The sequence below is a fragment of the Haloarcula sp. K1 genome, assembly GCF_001647155.1.
In the GTDB taxonomy this organism is placed as follows: domain Archaea; phylum Halobacteriota; class Halobacteria; order Halobacteriales; family Haloarculaceae; genus Haloarcula; species Haloarcula hispanica.
In genome coordinates, this window is the sequence record NZ_LRHL01000043.1 from 423,248 (window position 1) to 437,070 (window position 13,823).

The 13,823-nt window shown below is 64.4% G+C and carries 15 protein-coding genes; 12 read left to right on the forward strand and 3 right to left on the reverse strand.

Going from position 1 to position 13,823, the window contains the following annotated elements:
* The first annotated feature begins 38 nt into the window (after window positions 1–38).
* Genes AV929_RS15645 through AV929_RS15660 form a run of 4 tightly spaced genes read left to right on the forward strand, consistent with a single transcriptional unit; the run spans window position 39 to window position 2,595 of the window.
* Window positions 39–677, forward strand: coding sequence for an energy-coupling factor ABC transporter permease (locus tag AV929_RS15645; RefSeq protein ID WP_064288676.1), 639 nt, complete (start codon window positions 39–41; stop codon window positions 675–677).
* Window positions 677–991, forward strand: a complete 315-nt coding sequence (locus AV929_RS15650) for a PDGLE domain-containing protein (protein ID WP_050007459.1) — start codon at window positions 677–679, stop codon at window positions 989–991. The genes AV929_RS15645 and AV929_RS15650 overlap by 1 nt, the downstream gene beginning before the upstream one ends.
* 3 nt (window positions 992–994) lie before the next feature.
* Complete coding sequence (cbiQ, locus tag AV929_RS15655; protein WP_064288677.1) at window positions 995–1,786, forward strand: cobalt ECF transporter T component CbiQ; 792 nt, start codon at window positions 995–997, stop codon at window positions 1,784–1,786.
* Window positions 1,783–2,595 carry an energy-coupling factor ABC transporter ATP-binding protein gene (locus tag AV929_RS15660; protein ID WP_064288678.1) on the forward strand — a complete coding sequence of 271 codons (813 nt, stop codon included), beginning with the start codon at window positions 1,783–1,785 and terminating at the stop codon, window positions 2,593–2,595. The genes cbiQ and AV929_RS15660 overlap by 4 nt, the downstream gene beginning before the upstream one ends.
* 41 nt (window positions 2,596–2,636) lie before the next feature.
* Here the strand turns inward: AV929_RS15660 and AV929_RS15665 are convergent, their stop codons facing one another.
* The gene (locus AV929_RS15665; RefSeq protein WP_064288679.1) at window positions 2,637–3,164 is read right to left on the reverse strand and encodes a phosphopantetheine adenylyltransferase; all 528 of its coding nucleotides are present in this window, start codon (window positions 3,162–3,164) and stop codon (window positions 2,637–2,639) included.
* A gap of 137 nt (window positions 3,165–3,301) precedes the next feature.
* Here AV929_RS15665 and AV929_RS15670 point away from each other — a divergent pair, with 137 nt between their 5' ends.
* The 3 genes from AV929_RS15670 (at window position 3,302) to AV929_RS15680 (ending at window position 6,766) form a co-directional block, all read left to right on the forward strand.
* The gene (locus tag AV929_RS15670; protein ID WP_023843423.1) at window positions 3,302–4,291 is read left to right on the forward strand and encodes a ring-cleaving dioxygenase; all 990 of its coding nucleotides are present in this window, start codon (window positions 3,302–3,304) and stop codon (window positions 4,289–4,291) included.
* Window positions 4,292–4,373: 82 nt separating this feature from the next.
* Window positions 4,374–4,745, forward strand: a complete 372-nt coding sequence (locus tag AV929_RS15675) for a hypothetical protein (protein WP_050007460.1) — start codon at window positions 4,374–4,376, stop codon at window positions 4,743–4,745.
* A gap of 260 nt (window positions 4,746–5,005) precedes the next feature.
* Window positions 5,006–6,766 (forward strand): alpha/beta fold hydrolase, encoded by a 1,761-nt coding sequence (locus tag AV929_RS15680; protein WP_014041395.1) that lies wholly within the window; start codon window positions 5,006–5,008, stop codon window positions 6,764–6,766.
* Window positions 6,767–6,848: 82 nt separating this feature from the next.
* Here the strand turns inward: AV929_RS15680 and AV929_RS15685 are convergent, their stop codons facing one another.
* Window positions 6,849–9,131, reverse strand: a complete 2,283-nt coding sequence (locus tag AV929_RS15685) for a nitric-oxide reductase large subunit (RefSeq protein WP_014041394.1) — start codon at window positions 9,129–9,131, stop codon at window positions 6,849–6,851.
* 175 nt (window positions 9,132–9,306) lie between these two features.
* On the opposite strand from AV929_RS15685, the gene AV929_RS15690 reads away from it, so the two are divergent.
* A complete protein-coding gene (locus AV929_RS15690) occupies window positions 9,307–9,879 on the forward strand; it encodes a YbhB/YbcL family Raf kinase inhibitor-like protein (RefSeq protein WP_014041393.1) in 573 nt (190 codons plus the stop codon).
* 197 nt (window positions 9,880–10,076) lie between these two features.
* Window positions 10,077–10,256, forward strand: a complete 180-nt coding sequence (locus AV929_RS15695; protein WP_004515335.1) for an HVO_0416 family zinc finger protein — start codon at window positions 10,077–10,079, stop codon at window positions 10,254–10,256.
* A gap of 277 nt (window positions 10,257–10,533) precedes the next feature.
* Here the strand turns inward: AV929_RS15695 and AV929_RS15700 are convergent, their stop codons facing one another.
* Window positions 10,534–11,028, reverse strand: a complete 495-nt coding sequence (locus AV929_RS15700; protein ID WP_023843422.1) for a PadR family transcriptional regulator — start codon at window positions 11,026–11,028, stop codon at window positions 10,534–10,536.
* Window positions 11,029–11,160: 132 nt separating this feature from the next.
* Here AV929_RS15700 and AV929_RS15705 point away from each other — a divergent pair, with 132 nt between their 5' ends.
* The 3 genes from AV929_RS15705 (at window position 11,161) to AV929_RS15715 (ending at window position 13,762) form a co-directional block, all read left to right on the forward strand.
* Entirely contained in the window at window positions 11,161–11,511 is a 351-nt protein-coding gene (locus AV929_RS15705) for a helix-turn-helix domain-containing protein (protein WP_004515333.1), read from the forward strand.
* 28 nt (window positions 11,512–11,539) lie between these two features.
* Window positions 11,540–11,839, forward strand: coding sequence for a hypothetical protein (locus AV929_RS15710; RefSeq protein ID WP_014041391.1), 300 nt, complete (start codon window positions 11,540–11,542; stop codon window positions 11,837–11,839).
* Window positions 11,840–11,920: 81 nt separating this feature from the next.
* A complete protein-coding gene (locus AV929_RS15715) occupies window positions 11,921–13,762 on the forward strand; it encodes a UvrD-helicase domain-containing protein (RefSeq protein ID WP_014041390.1) in 1,842 nt (613 codons plus the stop codon).
* Window positions 13,763–13,823 lie beyond the last annotated feature (61 nt).

The window sequence follows — 13,823 nt, forward strand, 5'->3', positions numbered from 1 at the left end:
AAAGTATTATTACCGCGCCGGGGCCAGACCCGGGTAGCATGCACATTCCCGACGGATATATCGATCTACCGCTTGCGTTGCTGTTCGGTGCGCTTGCGGTCGTCGTTTTGAGCGTCGCTGCAAAACGCGTCAACGGTGAGATATCCGACGCGCGCGCACCGTTGCTCGGCGTCGTTGCGGCGAGTATCTTCGCCGCACAGATGCTTGACTGGCCAATTCCCGGGGGCACCAGCGCCCACTTCGTCGGGGGCGCGTTCGCGGCGATTCTCCTCGGTCCGCACCTGGGCGCGCTCTGTGTCGCGACTGTCGTCACGATTCAGGCGCTCGTCTTCGGCGATGGCGGGCTCGTGGTGCTTGGCGCGAACGTGTTCAACATGGCTATCGTCGAGGTGTACGTCGGCTATGCCATCTATCGCCTGCTCGTCCCTTACGGTGAATTCCGCGCTGCCTTCGTCGCGGGGTGGCTGGGAATTACGGCCGGCGCGCTGACCGCCGCCCTCCAGCTGGGCCTCTCCTCTGCGTTCCAGTACCAGTTGCTGACGACGCTGTCGATAATGGGCGTCGGCCACCTCGTGCTGGGACTGATTGAGGGGGCCATCACCGCCTCGGTCTATCGCTATCTGGCCCGCGCTCGCCCCGACCTGCGACCGAACGCCGCCCCGGAGGTGAGTGCGTGATGGCCCGGGATCTTCCCGACTGGCTACCTCGTGCCCTCGCCGCGCTGCTGGTCCTGACATTGCTCGCGCCGGTGTTCGGATGGGCGGCCGGTCAGGTCGGCTACGCCGAACCGCTCGAAAACGCCGCCGAGGCGACCGATGCGACGGAACACGCCACCGCCGTCGGTACCGCGCTGTTCCCGGACTACGGCGTCCCCGGCCTCGGCGGCGCGACCGGGACGTTCGTGTCGGCTGTCGTCGGGACGGCGCTGACGCTCCTCCTCGGTGCCGGCATCGGTCGCCTGCTCGGGGCGGATACCGACCAGCGGCCGTAGCTGATGTCCGGCAGAGACCTGCTCGACCGGACCGTGGCGGCCATCGCGGCCAGCGCCCAGTGGTTCCTGCTCGCTGAGGACCTGCCGGACCGGGACGGGTTTCTCCAGGCCGTCACGCCGACGGTCAAGCTCGTCGGCGTCGCGACGCTCGTCGCCCTTACCGTGACACAGCGGACACTGGCAGTCGTCAGCGCGCTCGCGCTCCTCGCTTCGGTGCTTGCGGCCATTTCTCGGATACCTATCCGTACTTTCCTGGGGCGGCTGACCGGCCCGCCGGCGTTCGCGTTCGTCGTCGTCGCGCCACAGGCCGTCCTGATGGGAGGTCCCGCGCTGGGGTCGCTCCCGCTCTCGGCCGCCGGCGTCGACTACGTGCTCACATTCGCCGTCCGCGTGACTGCGTGTGTCGGCTTTCTGTCCGTGCTGCTGTTGACGACTCGGTTCGCCGACCTGCTGGCGGCGTTTCGTCGGCTCCGGGTCCCGTCGATTGCCGTCTCGCTGCTCGGAATCACGTACCGCTATCTGCTCCTCTTTTTCGCCGAACTCGAACGCATGGTCCGGGCTCGCCGGAGTCGAACCATCGCCGAGCCGAGCCTCCGCCGGAACTGGCGCGACTCGGGGAACTTCGTGGGCTCGTTTCTCGTCCGCAGTCTGGAACGCGGCGAGCGGGTCCAGCGGGCCGCTCGCGCTCGTGGCGGGACTGGCTCGACGCCGGCACAGCCCCGGGAACCGCTCGGGCGGGCCGACCTCGCCTTCGGACTGGTCGTCGCGCTCGCCGTCGTGGTGGTGGTCGCGTGACTGCTATCGAGGCGACTGACCTCCGGTACGCATACCCCGATGAAACGCTGGCCGTCGACGGCGTCGATGTGTCCATCGAGCGCGGCGACCGCGTAGCGCTGCTCGGCCCGAACGGGGCTGGCAAGTCGACGCTGCTGGAACTGCTGGGCGGGCTGGTCGACCCCGATGGCGGGCGGGTCCGGTACTTCGGGGAGACGACCGACGCCGACACCGTCCGCAGCCGTCTGAGCGTCCTCACGCAGAACCCTGCGGACTACCTGTTCAACCCGACCGTTCGCGAAGACCTCGCCTACGGGCCGGCGCAACTCGACTGCGAGCGCGCGGAGGTTGACCGCCGCGTCGAGCGAGTCGCGGCCCGGCTCGACCTCGACGGCCTCCTGTCGAAGCCGCCGTTCCGGCTCAGCGGCGGTGAACAGCGCCGGGCTGCTCTCGCCAGCGCGCTCACCGTCGAACCGGACGTACTGTTGCTCGATGAACCGGTGAGCAACGTCGACGCCGCGAACCGGGAGACGATTCTCGACCTGCTGGACGAACTCGCGGCCGCGGGCGTCACGCTCGTCGTCTCGACGCCGGACACCGAACTCGTCCCACACGTCGCGGGCCGGGTCCTGTTGCTCGACGATACCGGCACGATTGCCGCGAGGGGGCCCACCCGCCGTATCCTGACCGATACTGACCTGTTGCGGAACTGTGACCTGCGCCCGCCACAGGTCGTCAGACTGTTCGAGGGCCGGACGGACGACGTGCCACTGACCGTCGCGGGGGCCGCCGAACGGCTGAACGCGGACGGTCCGGATACCATGGAGTGACGGTCTGACGCGCAGAGAAACTGGCGCTTTTCACACCACCCTCACTCCGACGCGTCGAGCAGGCGGCCGTGTACGTCGATTTCGCCGTTCCGAATCCGGGTGCTGCTGATCCGCGTGCCGTCTTCGGCGACGACGAACGGCGGCGTGTGGATCTCCAGCGGGTGGAGCCCCGCGTCCCGCCGCTGCTGATTGAGTTCGTAGGCGCGGCGCTGTGCCTTCGCCTCCGGCGAGGCGACGAGCGCATCCACGTCCGCCCGCGTCGCGGCTGGTCCTTGCGTGTCCTCTAATTGGAGAATCTCGTAAGTGGCGGTGTATGACTCGCCTAACTGGCCCAACTCGGCATCGAGCGCGGCATGGCGGTCGTCGTACGCACCCAACTGCTCCGCGTGTCCCGGGTCGCTACGCGTCTCTGTAGCCAGCTTGGAACTCGTCAGACCGACGATGACGTGGCCATCGCCACGTCCGTCGTGGCTTGCGGTCTGGAACGCCTTGTGTAGGAGCGCCCGGTGGCCGTTGTGAATCGGTGTGAAGGTCCCGCCGAGAATCGCTGTCCGGTCCGCGTCTGCCATACGCGAATGTCCCACCAGTGTCATATATAACTGCTGTCCGTCGCATGACTCGCCAGTGCCAACAGCTTCCACCGACTGTACCCCGGTAACACTCACGTCAGCAGTCACTCAAGTAGTTCCGGCACGTATTGCTCCCAATGACCGAAGCCACCCCTACTCCGGGCATCCATCACGTCACATGCATCGCGAGCGATCCCCAGCAGAACATGGACTTTTGGGTCGAAACGCTCGGGCTCAGGCTCGTCAAGCGCTCGATCAACCAGGACGACCCCAGTACGTACCACTTCTTCTTCGCCGACGCCGCGGGGAACCCCGGGACGAGCATGACGTTCTTCCCGTGGGAGGACCACGCACAGGGGAAGGTCGGCTCCGGACAGGTCTCACGCACCGCGTTCCGCGTTCCCGAGGGGAGCCTCGACTACTGGGAGGACCGCTTCGACGAGTACGGCGTCGACTACGACGACCGTGTCGAGCGGTTCGGCGAGACCGTCCTCCCGTTTCGCGACCCGGACGGGCTCCCGGTCGAACTGGTCGAAGTCGGGATTCCCGACGACGACCCGACCGAGCCGTGGACGGAGTTCGTTCCCGAAGACGCCGCCATCCGTGGCTTCCACTCGGTGACGCTCTGGCTCGCTGACCCCGAACCGACGGAGGACCTGCTCCAGAAGATGGGCTTCGAGGAAGTCGGCACCGAGCAGGCACAGGGCGATACGCCCGGCGACGAGCGGACCCGCTACGCCGCGACGGGGTCTGTCGGGAAGTACGTCGACGTGTTGCCGACTATCGAGGGCGGCCGGCAGGGCCACGGCACGGTCCACCACGTCGCCTTCCAGACGCCAACCGACGAGGACCAGCAGTCGATGCGTGAGGCCGTTCGCGGTGCGGGACTGCGCCCCACGTCACAGATCGACCGCCACTGGTTCCGGTCGGTCTACTTCCGGGAGTTCGGCGGCGTGCTGTTCGAACTCGCCACGAGCGGCCCCGGGTACGACAGCGACGAACCGCTTGATGACCTCGGTGGCCGGCTGGTGCTGCCCGGGAAGTTCGAGGGCCGACGCGAGGAAATCGAAGCGGGGCTCACGGAGGTGACGATTCCCCGGCCAGCGGCCGCCGAAGCCGACGACTAACACCGACGAACCGACCGGTATACGCCTCATTCTTCCTGTTAGCCTGTGAGTAAATATGAGTGTCCGGACTGTCCCACGTTATATGTCCACAGAGGGGCAGGAGTACGTTATCGCGCCGTGGGGTGAGAGCGAGTGTGAGACGACCGATATCACGGTCGATCTGCCGTCCCGGGAGCTCGCGGCCCAGCTGGAAGTCCCGACGAGCGTGCTAGACCGCATGGCACAGCTCGGCGACGAGCACGACATCCCGGTGACGCAGGCGCTCGGGGAGCGGCTGGAAATCAACCGAGCACGGGTGTCGCTCTGTGCCGCGAAGTCGGTTGACGACGTGGCCGCGGTCCAGCAGCATCTCACGGACGCCCGCGAGCACCTGTCGGGCGTCGAAGCGCTCGATACGGCTGATCTCGAAGCTGACATCGAACACCTCTGGACCAACGAACTCGGCGGCGCGTAACCTCGTCCATGGGGCGAGTAATTGAAACTGAAGTGGCTATTTGTGACCGTAGATGCCCGATAAACCGGTTTATTGATAACGCCGAATAATTGGTAATGAAGTGGGAATCGGAGCACTGTCCAGTACGCGGGTGGAACCTGCCACCCATTTCAACGGGTTAGAACACCGTTTCCAGCGCCGTTCCCAATTCTTTACCGTTGGCTTGGAGTTTACAGTAAGTTTAATTCACTGAGTGTCTCACCTGCGTCCGTGGTATTATCATGAACGATGATAGACGACTGTGGTTCGTAGCTGCAGTGTCGCTACTCCTGATATTCAGCGGGAGCGGGCTCGCATGGACAGTACAAACAGACGCCGGTTCCGTCGAGGTTCGCGACGTGAAGTTCTCCGGGACCAACGGGACGATGATGAGCGGGACGCTGTACATCCCTGAGGAGGCGAGCAGCGCTTCCCCACAGCCGGGGGTGTTAGCCGTCCACGGCTACATCAACTCGAAGGAGACGCAGTCGCCGTTCGCTATCGAGTACGCAAGGCGAGGTTTCGTGGTTCTCGCTATCGACCAGACCGGCCACGGCTACTCGGACCCGCCAGCGTTCAAAAACGGCTACGGTGGCCCCGACAGCCTCGAATATCTCCGGTCGCTGGACTACGTCGATAACGAAAACATCGGGCTCGAAGGCCACTCGATGGGTGGCTGGACTGTCATCACGGCGGCCGCGGCCCATCCGGACGGGTACGAGTCGATGGTCATCGAGGGGTCATCGACTGGGTCGAACCGTGCCCCCGAAGGTACTGACTCGTTCCCACGGAACCTCGCCGTCGTGTTCAGCGAGTACGACGAGTTCGCCCCGTTGATGTGGGGGACGGCGAGTGCGTCCGACGTTGAGCAGAGCGACAAACTCCAGACGGTGTTCGGCACGGACAGCGCCGTCGAGGAGGGGCGTACCTACGGCAGTGTCGAGGACGGGACCGCACGGCAACTGTACACCCCGGCAACCACTCACCCCGGCGACCACTTCTCGACCGCAGCCATCGGCGCGTCCATCGAGTGGCTCCAGCTAACGCTCGAAGGCGAAGACGAGATGGACCCGAGCAACCAGGTCTGGTACTGGAAATCGCTCGGGACCTTTGTTGCCCTCATCGGCGGCGTGCTGTCGCTGTTCCCGGTCGGCGGCCTGCTCATCGACCGGGCACCGACCGACAGGCTCCGACGGGAGTACCCCGACGGGAAGGGGATGACCGGCGCGAAACGCTACGGGGCGTCGCTGCTCGCCGCCGCGATTCCGATTGTGACGTACTTCCCGTTGCAAGACGTTGCACCGGCGATTATCGGCCTCAGTTGGCTGTTCCCACAGCAGATCAACAACGGCGTGATCGTCTGGGCGCTGGGGAACGCGGTCATCACCGCGGTGCTGTTCGCGGTGTGGCACTACACGACTAACGCGGACGACCCCTCGGTGTCGCTGGCGAGCTACGGCCTCGATACGGGCGACGGCGCGCGGACAGTCGGCGTCTCGGTCCTGGCCGGTGTCGTTACCGTCGGTGTGCTGTATCTGCTGGAAGCCGTCGTGGCGTTCCTGTTCCAGACGGACTTCCGCATCTGGGTGTTCGCCATCAAACTCCTGTCCCCGGCGCAGTTCCGGATCAGCTTCTCGTATCTCTTGCCGCTGTTTGCCTTCTTCGTCGTCCTCGGTGCGCTCCTGCACGGTCAGCTCCGTCCCGAGGGCGAGTCCCGGTCGCTCCGCCGCGCGATGGCGACGAACTGGCTCATCGTCGTCGGTGGGTTCGTCGTGCTGCTGGCGGTTCAGTACATCCCACTGCTGACCGGCCAGCCCCTGCCGCTTGGCCACCCGCTGCTGACAATCCTGGCGCTGCAGTTCGTCGCCCTGCTCAGCATCGTGGCTTTCGTCAGCACCTACTTCTTCAGGAAGACGGGTCGGGTCTGGGTCGGCGCGACGATCAACGCCGTCCTCGTGACGTGGGTCATCGTCGCCGGGACGGCGACGCAGTTCCCCGTCTAGATCCGACGGTTCACTCTCTTCTCGTTGCTGTCGGCGAGCCGTGTTCCGGCCGTGATGACCACAGCCGAAACCCGGCGGGGACTCAGTCGTCGCTCATGACGCCCTCCGCGACGGCCATGTCCTCGACCGTGGGGTCGTCCTCGGACCGCCGGAGGACGAACCGCTTGCGGATCAGGTCGGCCGCGTAGATGGCCGTCCCGAGGATGATGAGCGTGTCACCGGGGAGCCGCGCCCAGAACAGCGTCTGGACGAGCGGCTGGTTGTAGAACGCCACGCTCCGGGCCGCGGCGTAGCTCCCGGTGAACGCCGCCTCCAGCTGGAGGAAGCCCACGGGCAGGACAGAGACGAACACCATCAGTGCGAGGCCGACGTTCCAGCACCAGAACGCCGCCCGGAGCCAGGAGCCGTCCCAGCGGCCGGGCTTGATGGCGAGCTGGAGCATGTAGGTGACCATCCCCAGCGCGAGGAAGCCGAACGCCCCGAACATCGCGGCGTGGGCGTGGCCGACCGTGAGGTAGGTGCCGTGCTCGTAGTAGTTGATGAGCGGGAGGTTGATGAAGAACCCGAGCACGCCGGCACCGACGAAGTTCCAGACCCCGCTGGCGATGATGAACATGAACGGGAGCTTGTAGGGGAACCCGCCAGTTTCCGACATGGCCCGGTACTGACCCAGCGCCTCGTAGAGGATGAACACCAGCGGGAGCAGCTCTAGCGTCGAGAACACGCTCCCGATGGGGACCCACATGTCGGGCATGCCGACCCACCAGTAGTGGTGGGAGACGCCGATGACGCCCGTACTCATCACCAGCAAGGCCTGAAGCATGACTGCCTTCTCGGCGCTGCGGCGGCTGAGCAGGTTCATCGACACCAGCGTCAGCCCGATGATGGCGACGATGAAGAACTCGAAGGCCCCTTCGACCCACATGTGGACGACCCACCAGCGCCAGAACTCCGTGACGGCGATGTTGGTCTCCGGGGTGAAGAAGAACCCGGCGGTAAACAGCAGTGCAATCGAGCCGCCGGCGTACAGAATCATGTGGGCGAGGCCGAACACCGGCTCTCGGTCTAGCAGCGGTTTCAGGCCCCGAATCGAGAGGACGGCCCACAGGCCGAAGCCGACGAGCAGTCCGACCTGCCAGACCTTCCCGACTTCGAGGTACTCTAGCCCTTCGTTGCCGAACAGCCACCAGAGGTCGCCGAAGTAGCCGTGCGACCCGAGCCAGATGCCGCCGAGGCCGCCGACGGTGACGACGACGATGGCTCCGAGCAGCACGTTGATGTACGTCGACTGGCGTTTGGGCTCGTGGCCGGTCAACAGCGGCGGCAGGAACAGCCCGGCACCGAGCCACGTCGCGGCGATCCAGAGAATGCCCAGGTCGATGTGCCAGGTCTTCGCCATCGCAAACGGCAGAATCTGGAGGATATGGACACCGAAGATTTCCTCGATGCCGAAGAACCCTGCCCGTTCGATGTAGAAGTGGGCGAGTAATCCACCGAGTAACACCTGCGCGAGGAACAGCCCGGCGGCGACCGGGATGAACCGCAGGGCGGCCCGCTGGCTGGGGAAGATGCTCACGTCGCCCGGCTCGGGAACCGAGAGGTCGCCGGCGGACGGTTCCGGGAGGCTGACGGACTGGTACAGCCAGATGCCGCCACCGGCGGCGGCGACGAGCAGGACCATTGCGATGACGCTCCAGGTCATCGCCGCGCCGGTCGCGTCGTTACCGGCGGCCGGCTCGTAGGGCCAGTCGTTCGTGTAGGAGTGTTCGCCGCCAGGTCGGTCGGTGTGGGAGAACCACGCCGTCCACATGGCGAAGTCGGCGAACTGTCGGGCGTCGGCTTCGGAGTCGATCATCCCCTCAGGGACGCCCCGTTCGTGGCTGCCCTCGTGGTACCGCTCGACGTACTCCTGACGGACCTGCTCGTGGGCGTACAGCTCTGCGGCGGAGTACTCGATGTTCCCGCCCTCGTACTCCCCACTGAGGTCCTGTTTCACGTCGTCATCGACGGCAGCCTGTTCGGCCGTCGACAGCGAGTCGTACTCGGTCCCGTAGCGCTCCTCGGCGTAGTACGTCCGCATGTGCTGGGTTTTCAACTCCAGCGAGTCGGCGGTGTAGTCCGCGCCGTAGTACGCGCCGTTCCCGAGAATCGACCCGTGGTTCATCAGCCCGTTCTTCTGGAACGCCTTCTTCCCGTCGCGGATGTCCTCACCCGTGACGAGCGTCTCGCCGTCGGGTCCGACAACCTGCTCCGGGATGGGTGGCGCTTCCTGATACGCGATCCACGCGCCAGCCCCCATGACGACGAGGTTGAAGACGAACGCGGCGGCGATCACCTTCGCGATCGTTTTGCGTTTGAGTTCCATGTGGTTGGAACTCCAGTATCCCAAAATAAGAAGGGGGTAAGACATTCTCAGTCGCTGGCGACGGGCGGGAACATGTTCGCCCTGATAGGGACCAGTGGTGTCCCTTCACCGGATTTGGTGTGGTACGTGGCGGGGTATCACAAGGCAGATTACGACCTGTCCCTCCCACTCTGGTATGCGCCGTCGCCACCTCCTCCAGACGCTCGGGGCGTCAGCACTGGTCGGGAGCGCGGGCTGTACCGGGCAGTCGGACGACACGACACCGGCTTTCGAAGTGTCGAGCCCCGCGTTCAGTTCCGGGGACGAGCTTCCGGCCCGGTTCACCTGTGACGGCGACGGCGTTTCGCCACCGTTCGTCATCGAGCGCGTCCCGGAGCCGACGGCAGCGCTCGCTGTCACAGCCGAGTACGACGGCGGCGTGTTTAGCCAGCCGGTGTTCTGGACGCTGTGGAACGTCCCGCCAGAGACGGACCGGATTCCGGCCGGCCTCCCTCGCGAGCCGACCCTCGACGCGCTCGGCGGCGCTCGACAGGGAACACAGCCCCCCAACGAGCCGGGGTACGAACCGCCGTGTCCGCCGGCCGGCCAGCCGTACGAACACCGGTTTCAGGTGTTCGCTCTCGACGAAATGCTTTCCATCGAGGGTGGGACAGAGCAGGAACAGGCGTCAGAGGCCATCGCGAACGCGCTCATCGCAAGCGCCCGCATCACTGTTGATTACACCCACCCGGTTGCGACCGACAGCTAACGGGTGGTATCGGAGACAACCGGGCCAGCGCACCGTCTGAACGACTGCTCATCTGATGTTGTCTTCTGGTTGTACGGCTCCTGAGTGGCACGGCTCGCTGTGACTGACCGTCTCGTTGCGCGTGGTGCGTCGTTACTTATGGCAATGTTTCACAATACCATTAAACCTATATACTGATGTGATATACCATAGCATGTATGGCGTCCGCACCGAGTAGTGACGATATGTTCGACGAGTTCCTCTCCCAGCGTGGCCACGACGTGGACCAGAGTGGTTGGGAAGAGAGCTATAACAAGAAGCAGTGCCCTGATTGCGGCGGCCTTCACGAGTCGACAGCGGCACAGTGCTCGGTGTGTGGCTGGACACCGGTACGGTAAGGATACTCCACTTTCTCGGCTTTCCACACTGCATCCGATAGCGGCGGTACTGACCCGCAAACCGACAGTTCGCTCTCTGCCAGGATGTGCCTCGCTACGTCTCGTGTCGGGACAGCAACGGCTCAGGCAGTCGGGACTGTATCACGTTGCGCAGAAAGGAAGTGGGGAGTCTTTGTGTGGCCAGCCGACGGTTGGGGGGTGGTGTGTCGGCGGGCCGACCGGTTCGTAGCCGACGATTGGGGGGTCGTGTGTCGGCGGACTGACCGGTTTGTGGTGGTTACAGCGCATCGAGCGACGCGTGGAGGAACAGCCCGAGCGCGAGATGTTGGGACGCGGACGTTGCGATCTGCTCTTTCGCAGCCGCATCGTCCGCGATTCCGTACTGTTTCGTCTGGACGAGTTCGTGCATCTGGAGCGTGCCATCCGCTTCTAACTCGTGTAGCCGGGGGTACACTGTCCCCGGACTCAGTTCGGCACCGAACTGGGCTTCCAGTTCCTCCATCAGTCCGGTCCCGTGGGTGCCACCATCGGCGACTGCGATCATCGCCAGTAGGATCTCTTCCAAACTCTGTGTGACCAGGCCGTCATCGACTGCGGTCTCGCCGTCGACGACGTCGTCAATGACCGGGTCCAACGACTCCGTGATGGCGTCACGACTGGGTGGGTCATGCGATTCCGGGCGCTCTGTCTCGCCGAGAGGGGTCACTCGCTCATCGGCGTTCTGGCCCTGCATCTTGCCCGTCGTCACGCGACGGAGGTTGTCTCCGGACATCGTCTCACCTGAACGCAATCCGCAGTGGAAGCTACAGGGGCTATCATCATATAAACGGGGCAGTGTTTTCTGAACGTGAAACCACCACAGTGCTCGAAAACGCTTATATAATATGACGCGAATCTTGGTGTAGTGGCTGAGGAACAGAGCATCGAGGAGATTCTCGATACAATCGGTGACCAGCACGCGCGCCGTGTACTCGCCGCAATCAGTCGTGAACCGCAGTCGGCGAAGGAACTCGCGGAGGAGTGCGACCTCTCGCTGCCGACGGTGTATCGACGTATCGAACTGCTCGACGAGTACGACCTCGTCACCGACCGAACGCTCGTCGCCGAGGACGGAAACCACTACAAGGTGTACGAGTCCAACTTCGAGTCGACGGTCATTTCGCTCGAAGACGAGGAGTACAAAGTGCGCATCTATCGGGAGGAGAACCTCCCGGACCGGTTCAGTCAGCTCTGGGACGAGCTGAACCCGGAATGAATTCACTCTCCAGCGGAGGCGTGACTGCATGACGACCGGCGTGGCTATCGCACGCGGCGTGCTCATCCTGATGCGGATGGTGGTGTTCGGGCTGACGCTCGGGATCACCCTGATTAGCTTCCAGGCCTACCGGAAACGCCCGTCAGAACGACTACAGTACGCGTTCGTTGGCTTTGCGTTCATCAGTATGGGTGTCGCTATATCCAGTGTCATCACGCAACTGAGCGCCGGCGAGACCGGTGCCATCGTTCGCGTGTTCTTCCAGATGGCGGAGACGATTCCGTTCATCATCGGGTTCGCGATGCTGTACGTGTCGCTGTACCGATGAGAAATCCGTTCGGGTGCGCCTGTTAGTTGTCGTCCCCGTAAAGCACGTTGTTTATTTGGCCGCGGTCCCACTACATGTTCAATGACTGATTCGACCACCGAGGTTGTCCGCCTGTTCGGTGGGCCCGGTAGCGGGAAGACGACGGCGCTGCTCGACCGCGTCGACGAACTGCTGGAAGACGACGACGTCGATTTCCGTGACGTACTGGTTGTCTCGTACACGCGTGCGGCGGCCGCCGAGATCCGTGAGCGACTCGCGGACCGACTCGGCCTGTCCCCTCGTGCCCTTCGCGGGAACGTCTGTACGATGCACGCGAAGGCGTACGAACTGCTGAACCTCTCCCGCGGCGACGTCGTCGGCGAGGACGACAAGGAGGCCTTCTGCGAGGAGTTCGGCATCGACTACGAGGACGAGTACGAGGGCTCGCGCCGTCGCTCGGCCCGCTCGACGACGCTCGGGAACAAGATCATCGCGACGAGCCAGTGGCTCCAGCGCACCCGACGCGACGTGGCCGACTGGTACGACGTGCCCTTCAAGTGGGACGACGAGGAAGTCCGACTCCCGCCGGAGATCGACGACAACGCCCAGACCGGCAACAAGTACACGCCGACGTGGCCGACCGACGACGACCGTGTGGACGTGCCCGCCGCCATCCGCGGCTGGCGCACCTACAAGGGCGAAAACGACTTGACGGGCTTCGCCGACATGCTCGAACGGGTCGCCCAGCGCTCGCTGCTCCCCAACGTCGACTACCTCATCATCGACGAGTTTCAGGACATCACGACGCTGCAGTACGACGTCTACGACGAGTGGAAACCCCACATGGAACGGGTGCTCATCGCTGGCGACGACGACCAGGTCGTCTACGCCTGGCAGGGCGCGGACCCGGACCTCCTGCTCGAAGAGGTCGTCACCCAGGACGAGGTGCTGCCCAACTCCTACCGGCTCCCCTCGCGCATCCTGAACGTCGTCAACCGCGAGGTCCGCCACATCGAGAAACGTCAGGAGAAAGACCTCAATCCGCGCAAGGAGGGCGGCCGCGTCGAGGCGGTCCAGAACCCTTCGATGTTCGACCTCTCCCGGAACGTCACGCGGACCATCGAGCAGTCCGATGAGACGGTGATGGTGCTGTTCCGGGCCCGCTACCAGATGTTCCAGTTCATCGACGAGTTCATCGACAACGGGATCCCCTTCTCCTGTCTCACCGACCAGCGGATGTGGACCGATCGGCTCACCCAGTACGTCAACGGGCTCGAAGCCGTCGAAGCCGACGAACCGCTCACGGTGCTCGAAGCGCGCCGGCTCGCCGATATGCTCGTCGACTCCGCCTTCGGCACGGGCGAACGTGACGACCTCTTCGACGCGCTCGAAGAGATCGACGAGTCCCACGAGGACGAAGACATCGCCGATATCGAGATCGACCCTGACGTCGTCCACGACCACGTTCCCTTCCTCCCCGACGCGGCCTCGGCGGGCGACATGCTCCGGAAGGTGACCAACTTCCAGGAGCGGACCGTCGACGCGTACTTCACCGGCGATTACACCGGGATGGACGCCGACCGGGTCCGCGTGGGGACGATCCACTCCGCCAAAGGTCGCGAGGCCGATCATGTGTTCGTCGCGACCGACCTCACCGAGAAAGTCGTCGAGCAGATGGCCGCGACTGTCGACCAGCAGGGTATCGAGGTACCCGGAATGGACGAGTTCACGAAACATACCAGTCCCGTCCCGACGCTGACCGACAACGAACGGCGCGTGTTCTACGTCGGGATGTCCCGGGCTCGCGAGCGACTCGTCCTGCTCGAGAACCTCGTCGACGGCGCGCCGACGCTCCCTATCGACGTCTTGCTGGAAAACGAGCCAAGCGACCGCTCCATCGAGCAACTGCTCGACGACGCCAGCGAGACCATCGCGGCCGACTGAAGCCGCCGATTTCCTTCCTCGTCGATGATTCCACCTTCCAGGTAGTACCTCGTCTCGTCGC

Excerpts from the sequence above, each read along its gene's own strand:
- AV929_RS15710 (WP_014041391.1), top strand. The coding sequence starts at position 11,540 with ATGACGACCGGCGTGGCTATCGCACGCGGCGTGCTCATCCTGATGCGG.
- AV929_RS15690 (WP_014041393.1), top strand. The coding sequence starts at position 9,307 with ATGCGCCGTCGCCACCTCCTCCAGACGCTCGGGGCGTCAGCACTGGTC.
- AV929_RS15650 (WP_050007459.1), top strand. The coding sequence starts at position 677 with ATGGCCCGGGATCTTCCCGACTGGCTACCTCGTGCCCTCGCCGCGCTG.
- AV929_RS15675 (WP_050007460.1), top strand. The coding sequence starts at position 4,374 with ATGTCCACAGAGGGGCAGGAGTACGTTATCGCGCCGTGGGGTGAGAGC.
- AV929_RS15685 (WP_014041394.1), bottom strand. The coding sequence starts at position 9,131 with ATGGAACTCAAACGCAAAACGATCGCGAAGGTGATCGCCGCCGCGTTC.
- AV929_RS15700 (WP_023843422.1), bottom strand. The coding sequence starts at position 11,028 with ATGTCCGGAGACAACCTCCGTCGCGTGACGACGGGCAAGATGCAGGGC.
- AV929_RS15670 (WP_023843423.1), top strand. The coding sequence starts at position 3,302 with ATGACCGAAGCCACCCCTACTCCGGGCATCCATCACGTCACATGCATC.
- AV929_RS15715 (WP_014041390.1), top strand. The coding sequence starts at position 11,921 with ATGACTGATTCGACCACCGAGGTTGTCCGCCTGTTCGGTGGGCCCGGT.
- AV929_RS15680 (WP_014041395.1), top strand. The coding sequence starts at position 5,006 with ATGAACGATGATAGACGACTGTGGTTCGTAGCTGCAGTGTCGCTACTC.
- cbiQ (WP_064288677.1), top strand. The coding sequence starts at position 995 with ATGTCCGGCAGAGACCTGCTCGACCGGACCGTGGCGGCCATCGCGGCC.
- AV929_RS15695 (WP_004515335.1), top strand. The coding sequence starts at position 10,077 with ATGGCGTCCGCACCGAGTAGTGACGATATGTTCGACGAGTTCCTCTCC.
- AV929_RS15665 (WP_064288679.1), bottom strand. The coding sequence starts at position 3,164 with ATGGCAGACGCGGACCGGACAGCGATTCTCGGCGGGACCTTCACACCG.
- AV929_RS15645 (WP_064288676.1), top strand. The coding sequence starts at position 39 with ATGCACATTCCCGACGGATATATCGATCTACCGCTTGCGTTGCTGTTC.